Below are 5,901 nucleotides of genomic sequence, written 5' to 3'. Positions count from 1 at the left end.
CTAGTGTCCTGAGTCGGAAGTTTCTGGTTGGTCGTTGGTGTGGTTGAGGATGGTGCAGTAGGCCGCGAGGGTGGAGAGGATTTGGTCGGCGGTCTTGGTCCAGATGAAGGGTTTGGGATCGGCGTTCCACTGGTTGATCCAGGCTTGGATATCGGCTTTCAGTTCGGTGACTGACCGGTGTGCCGAACCGTGGAGTTTCCGGCAGGTCAACTCGGCGAACCAGCGCTCGACCAGGTTCAACCACGACGAGTAGGTCGGGGTGAAGTGCAGATGGAACCGGGGGTGACGCAGCAGCCACGTGTGGACCTTCTGGGTCTTGTGAGTGGCGTAGTTGTCCAGGACCAGGTGCAGGTCCAAGTCCTGGGGCACGGCCTTGTCGATGGTGGTCAGGAGACCGATGAACTGGGCAGCGGTGTGCCGGGCGTGGTGCTCTGCGATCACCGAACCCGAGGCGATGTCCAGGGCGGCGAACAGGCTCGTGGTGCCATGACGCACATAGTCGTGGGAGGCCTTGGCCGGGCTGGTCGGCAGGACGGGGAGGATCGGGGCGGTCCGGTTCAGGGCCTGGATCTGGGTTTTCTCATCGACCGCCAGCACCAGGGCGTCAGCCGGCGGGTCCATGTACAGGCCGACCACGTCTCGGACCTTGTCGACGAACTCGGGATCGGTCGAGAGTTTCCATGAGTCGATCGCCTGGGGTTTCAGTCCGAAGGCCCGCCACACCCGAGAGACCATGGACTGGCTCATCCCGGAGGCCTGCGCGGCGCTGCGGGTGGACCAGGCCCGGTCCCCGTTGGCCGGTTTGGAGTGCAGGGTTCGATCGACCAGGGCCTGGACAGCCTCGTCGGTGACAGCACGCGGCCGCCCGGATCGGGGCGCGTCCTCCAGGCCATCGAGCCGGTCGGCGGCGAAGCGGGACCGCCACTTACCGACTGTGGTCCGTGAGCAACCCACCAGCTCGGCCGCCCGCCCGATCGTGGCCCCACCGTCGAGTTCCAGAATGATCCGGGCTCGCCGCGCCCGCCAGTCCGCCAGGGTTCGCCCGCGTGTCCAGCCCTCCAGCACGGCACGTTCCTCGTCGGTCAAGTACACGGGTTCAGTCCTGGGACTCGCCATGAGAAGAGTCTACCAATCCTGACCAGAAACTTCCGACTCAGGACACTAGGTTGACTCCGCCATGGGTACGCAGAAAACAGACAGGAATCCCATGCGGTCAAGACAGGATTGTGACAATGAAGAGTGTGGAATCGGTGCCGGCCAAGGTTGACCCGGATCGTAGGTCTGGCGCATGCCCAATTGGGCTGTCAAGGCGGTCAGTGGTGAAGAGCACCGCATGGGCTGTACCTGTGATTGCGAGCATGGCCTGGGTGCCGGCTGCGGTGGCGTCCGGCGGTTCTGCACAGATTGTCTTCGACACCGCTCGTGCCACTGCCCAATGGGACGACAGCGGACGGCGCGCAGGCCTTGCCGTAGGGCTCCAGGTGAGGAACGTCTATACCCCAGCCCGAGCGGAGGTGAGGGTTGTGCTGGTTCAGGTCACCGTCGCCGACAGCGATTTTCCGGTGACGACCAGTCCGCAGCTGACGCAGGTCGGAAATCACTGGTCGTATGCTGGCGCGACATCGTCGAATCATCGTACGTCGTTCAACTTCGTGTACTCAGGTCTGATGGAGAGTAGTCCATCAGAGAACACGAGTGAACTCGATGTCGTACTTGTTGCGCAGGGACATAACCTGTCCTTCCCGCAGTTGGTTGACTTTCTTGCCACCTCTCCCGAGGCCGAAAACGCCCCGACAGCATCGGTGACAGTGCAATGAGCCGACTCCTCATGCGGTGAGAACGCATGAGACTCTACCCAACCCAATTGGCTATCGGGGGTGATCCTTGATCGCCCCCTTGGCTTACTGCGGGTGGTTGGCGACGTAGTCGGCCATCCGGTCGTTCTTGAGGGCGCTGGACAGTTCCTTGACGCCTGCCTCATCCACGATGTCGTAGGCCTGTCCGTCCTTGGACTTTCCGAATCCCGCGATGGGTGCCTGGACCTGGACGACGCCAGCGCCCGACTTGAACTTGAGGCTGGTCGCGATCTTGCGAATGGTGGCCGGCGTGAGCCCGGAGTCCACGGTGACGTTCTGCGAGTAGATGTTGAGCACGTCGTTGAACTTCTTCGGGTTCGCGATGACGTCGCCGCTGATCGACTTGTCGATGATCGCCGTGAGAACGGCGCGCTGACGTGCGGCGCGATCGAGGTCCCCGTTTGCCAGGTCCTTGCGTTCACGGACATATTTCAGTGCCTGATCACCTTTGATGGTGATGTTCCCCTTCGCGAATGAGTACCCCTCGATCTTTCCGGCCTGGGGGTTGTAGACCGTGACGCCGTCGAGCTTGTCGGTCAGGGAGATGAACCCGGGGAAGTCGATGATCACTGCGTGGTCCATGTTGACGCCGGTGAGGTTCTCAAGTGTCTTCACGGTCAGGGCCGGCCCGCCCCACGAGTAGGCGGCATTGATCTTTGCCTTTGAGTCGTGGTTGACCACCTTGTTCGCCGGGACGGTCACCCACATGTCACGCAGGAAGCTCACCAGGTACAGGTGTTCGCGATCCCCTGACAGCTGGGCCACCATGAGCGAGTCGGACCTCGCACCAGATACCCCGGGGCGGTTGTCGGTGCCCATTAGCACAAAGTTGATCGGCTTTCCAGGAGCAATCGGGGCAACGTTGGTCTCGTCGGGCATGATGTTGGGATCGCGGTGAATGTTGTTCAGCGCATTGCTGACAGTTCGGAAGTAGTAGAACAGGACGCCTACCACCAGCAGAACAACCGCCAGGAATGCCGCAAGAAAGATCCTTGGCCATCGACGGCGTCCACGACGGGCTGCAGCTGGAGCCGCTGCGGCGTCTTTCGGTGCAGACTCGTCGACGCCTTCTCCGAAGAGGTCCAGATCATCGTCAGTCTCGGCAGCGCGCTGTGGCCCTGCACCCGACTGCGGCTTGTTGACAGACATGATTGAGGTTGGCTCCTTGTGAAGACACCCGGACGGATCCGCGTGGCTGAATATGAGAAATGGTAGTCGAGGTCACCGTTCGGTGATCTGTTGTCCACATGAGCGCAGCGATGACCGCTGAATCCCCGTGATCTCGCGGTTCACTGGACTAAGCTTCAACGACGTCGAGGACTCCGCGTTCGACAAGTGTGCTGACAGCGGCCTTCGTGGCCTCACGGATGGACAGGTCCTCGGGGTTGCCGAACTGGATTTGAAGGGCAGTGGCCAGGTCTGCGATGGAGATGGGGTTCTCTGTCAGCTCGACGATGGCGGTGCCGAGGCCGGACAGCCGGATGAGCTCGCTGGGGTAGAGCAGTAAAGCTGCGTCGTCCTGGACGAGCAGGTCGCGGGGAGGGGCCAGGCGCACCTTCATTCGGGATCCCCGATCAGGTTGGCGATAAGTGGTCGAAGTGAGGCCGCTTCCCGGTAGCGCACCGTCAACACGCTTCCGGTGGCATCGATCAGCGCTGCCAAGCGGTGAAGTCCGGCATCGAGTGCGGACAGTGCGGACGTTTGAGGGGTGAGAGCCATGATGGCGTCGAAGAGGCCGGTGGGTTCCACTTCCACGTGGTCGGCGGGGTAGCTGTCCGATCTGTCGAGCAGCACGATCCGCGCTACCGATGCGGGGGATGTGGCAGGGAGCAGATGAAGATCTTCGGGTGAGGTCTCTACCTTGTGGGGACGGCCGGATATTCGGATCGACAAGGGCTTGGGATAGGGGAGAATGCGGTGCTGGTCGTCGACGCCAACGGTCTCATCGGTGAGATAGCGGTACATCGATCCCAGCTGTTGTGTGAGTGTGGTCTTCCCCGTGCCGCCGGCAGCCACGTAGATCACGGCCCGGTTTGTCGTGGGATGGGCAACCGCACCGGCGTGGAACATGAGCAATCGTCCGGTCTGCGCTGCGATGAACGCTCTCGTGACGGCCTGGGTGGTGGCGGTCATGAGAGCGTCAACACTCTCGGAGGCGGCATCAAGCCCGGGGGTGGGGTGTTCGCCCGGTCCGCGAAGACTGATGCTGACAGCGGGTGCCTGATCGGGCGGTGTTCGTACAGTGGTGCATCGCGACCATGCACCTGCCAGCGCAGTACTGAGTTCAGCGGCTCGGGAGCCTCGCACGTGTAGCCCGATGGAAGCACCGAGCCCAGACAGGGTGAGTGTCGACGCCAGGTCGCCGGGCGATTCGGTGGATGTGGACACTGTCACAAGCTGCAATGCTAACAGCGTCGGTCACGTTTCGCGTGATTGCCGAGCCCGTCACGCGACGGCTGGTGCGGTCGATACCATGGCGGCCATGCCAGCACCACGGGAGACAGATGCAGAGATGCGGCGCGGAACTCCACGATGGCGACGGTGGCTCGGTTCCTTCTGGGGTCAGCTCGTCCTGGCCGTGGTGGTGATCGGGCTGGTGCTGAGTTTTGTGGCCAAGCCCTACGGCGTTCCGTCTGCGTCCATGGAGGACACTCTGCGTCCAGGGGACCGTGTGTTGGTGAACCGCCTGGCATACCGGTTCGGGCCTCCGAAGGCTGGAGACGTCGTCGTCTTCAACGCCGGCAGTGCGTGGGACTCGCCCTCATCTGCCCAGCACAGGTCGGTGAGGTCAGCAATCAAGTCAGCGTGGGGCTGGACGGGGTTTGGGCCCACAGGTTCGCACACTCTGGTGAAGCGGATCATCGCGATCCCGGGACAGAAAGCATCCTGCTGTTCAGTGAACGGCTCCGTCGTCGTAGACGGTGTCCCTCTTCAGGAGTCCTATCTAGGGTCCAATCTGCCGTTCACCCCTGGGAAGCTCGACTGTGGCACTACACCGAGGTCTTTGCGGTGCTTCGCCCAGGTCACGGTCCCTGAGGACTCCTACCTGATGCTTGGGGACAACCGGGCGGACTCCTCGGACTCGGCGTTCAGGTGCCGTTCAGGCGCGGCCTCACCGATGCCGGAGAGCTGCTGGAGATGGGCCACCGGGGACAATGTGGTTGGAAAAGTCTCGGTGGCACTGTGGCCTCGTGAACGAATAGGGGGAGTGAGGTGAGTCGTGATTCAATTCTTGGCTTGCCGCATACGGGCCATGAAAAATGGGGGCATCGGCTGAAGTCAGCCGATGCCCCCATTTGACCTAGAGATCACTCACGCGGAGGTCTCCCGATGTCATGCCCTGGGGTGGACCGTGCCGCCGCCATTCTGGCCAGTGACGGGGCCGTTGCTCACAACGGTGTAGGTGCCAGTGACGGAACTCCTGAACAGGATCTGAACGTATACCGATCCGGGGTTCGGGTTGATCGTCCAAGTTCCATCACCCGCGGGTGTGCACGTCCCTCCGCTGATGCTCTCGATGTTTGAGCTGAAGTCCAGCTGCGACGACGAGATGGTGAAGGTCTGGGAATTGGGGAAGTACCCGCGCGCGCCGTTGTCATCGATGCCGAAAACCTCGATGTTACCGACGCCGCCCGTGTAGGGGCTCGTGGTGGTCATGCCAATGCTGGTGGCCGCTTCCGGCGGCTGACCGCCACTAGCCTCGATTTTTCATGGGTGGCTGCTGGGTGGGGGTTCGGCGGCTGTGTCGTCGAACTGAGCATTGATTCTGGCAGGCGGGTGCGACGGTTCGCCGCATGTCGCTGCGGGGGTCGGGCTGTCCGGGCCGTGGGGTTCTTTCAGATGGTGGGCGGTCAAGGTGCATACCGGGGGCTATCCCGCGGGGGCGGGCAGGCCCCGCAGCACGCCGACTGCGGCGACCACGGTGTCGACCCATGGTTGGCGATCCGAGACGTGCAGGATGACGCGCCGGCCGCTCCGGGCGAGGGTGGCGGGGATGGCGAACAGGCGATGGCGCAGCTTCTTGGGCTCCCACCGCCGGGCCTGG

General features: G+C 62.7%; 7 protein-coding genes and 1 pseudogene. 2 read left to right on the top strand and 6 right to left on the bottom strand.

The features are described 5' to 3' along the window. A complete protein-coding gene (locus tag H590_RS16925; RefSeq protein ID WP_051238629.1) occupies positions 1–1,116 on the bottom strand; it encodes an IS630 family transposase in 1,116 nt (371 codons plus the stop codon). Between the two features lie 203 nt (positions 1,117–1,319). Between H590_RS16925 and H590_RS18545 the strand changes: the two genes are divergently transcribed. After that, positions 1,320–1,817 (top strand): hypothetical protein, encoded by a 498-nt coding sequence (locus tag H590_RS18545; protein ID WP_126412668.1) that lies wholly within the window; start codon positions 1,320–1,322, stop codon positions 1,815–1,817. Between the two features lie 84 nt (positions 1,818–1,901). Here H590_RS18545 and H590_RS0113460 read toward each other — a convergent pair whose 3' ends face one another. From H590_RS0113460 to H590_RS16920, 3 genes are all read right to left on the bottom strand, one after another. Next, positions 1,902–3,005, bottom strand: coding sequence for an LCP family protein (locus H590_RS0113460; RefSeq protein ID WP_028703921.1), 1,104 nt, complete (start codon positions 3,003–3,005; stop codon positions 1,902–1,904). Between the two features lie 148 nt (positions 3,006–3,153). After that, a complete protein-coding gene (locus tag H590_RS0113455; RefSeq protein WP_028703920.1) occupies positions 3,154–3,417 on the bottom strand; it encodes a PqqD family peptide modification chaperone in 264 nt (87 codons plus the stop codon). Next, positions 3,414–3,989, bottom strand: coding sequence for a hypothetical protein (locus H590_RS16920; RefSeq protein WP_036982649.1), 576 nt, complete (start codon positions 3,987–3,989; stop codon positions 3,414–3,416). The genes H590_RS0113455 and H590_RS16920 overlap by 4 nt, the downstream gene beginning before the upstream one ends. Before the next feature lie 184 nt (positions 3,990–4,173). Between H590_RS16920 and lepB the strand changes: the two genes are divergently transcribed. Then, positions 4,174–5,073 carry a signal peptidase I gene (lepB, locus tag H590_RS19485; RefSeq protein WP_084149549.1) on the top strand — a complete coding sequence of 300 codons (900 nt, stop codon included), beginning with the start codon at positions 4,174–4,176 and terminating at the stop codon, positions 5,071–5,073. Between the two features lie 116 nt (positions 5,074–5,189). On the opposite strand, the gene H590_RS0113445 is transcribed toward lepB, so the two are convergent. Beyond that, positions 5,190–5,513 (bottom strand): hypothetical protein, encoded by a 324-nt coding sequence (locus H590_RS0113445; RefSeq protein WP_028703919.1) that lies wholly within the window; start codon positions 5,511–5,513, stop codon positions 5,190–5,192. A gap of 213 nt (positions 5,514–5,726) precedes the next feature. Continuing rightward, positions 5,727–5,901 (bottom strand): annotated as a pseudogene (locus tag H590_RS18540) (IS1380 family transposase); the annotation flags it as partial.

This window comes from Acidipropionibacterium jensenii DSM 20535 (assembly GCF_000425285.1).
Classification (GTDB): Bacteria; Actinomycetota; Actinomycetes; order Propionibacteriales; family Propionibacteriaceae; genus Acidipropionibacterium; species Acidipropionibacterium jensenii.
This window is presented reverse-complemented; position numbering and strand designations above follow the sequence as displayed.

What these genes read in the sequence shown, in the direction of transcription:
- H590_RS16925 (WP_051238629.1), bottom strand. Translation starts at nt 1,116, where the DNA reads ATGGCGAGTCCCAGGACTGAACCCGTGTACTTGACCGACGAGGAACGT.
- H590_RS0113460 (WP_028703921.1), bottom strand. Translation starts at nt 3,005, where the DNA reads ATGTCTGTCAACAAGCCGCAGTCGGGTGCAGGGCCACAGCGCGCTGCC.
- H590_RS0113455 (WP_028703920.1), bottom strand. Translation starts at nt 3,417, where the DNA reads ATGAAGGTGCGCCTGGCCCCTCCCCGCGACCTGCTCGTCCAGGACGAC.
- H590_RS16920 (WP_036982649.1), bottom strand. Translation starts at nt 3,989, where the DNA reads ATGACCGCCACCACCCAGGCCGTCACGAGAGCGTTCATCGCAGCGCAG.
- lepB (WP_084149549.1), top strand. Translation starts at nt 4,174, where the DNA reads ATGGAAGCACCGAGCCCAGACAGGGTGAGTGTCGACGCCAGGTCGCCG.
- H590_RS0113445 (WP_028703919.1), bottom strand. Translation starts at nt 5,513, where the DNA reads ATGACCACCACGAGCCCCTACACGGGCGGCGTCGGTAACATCGAGGTT.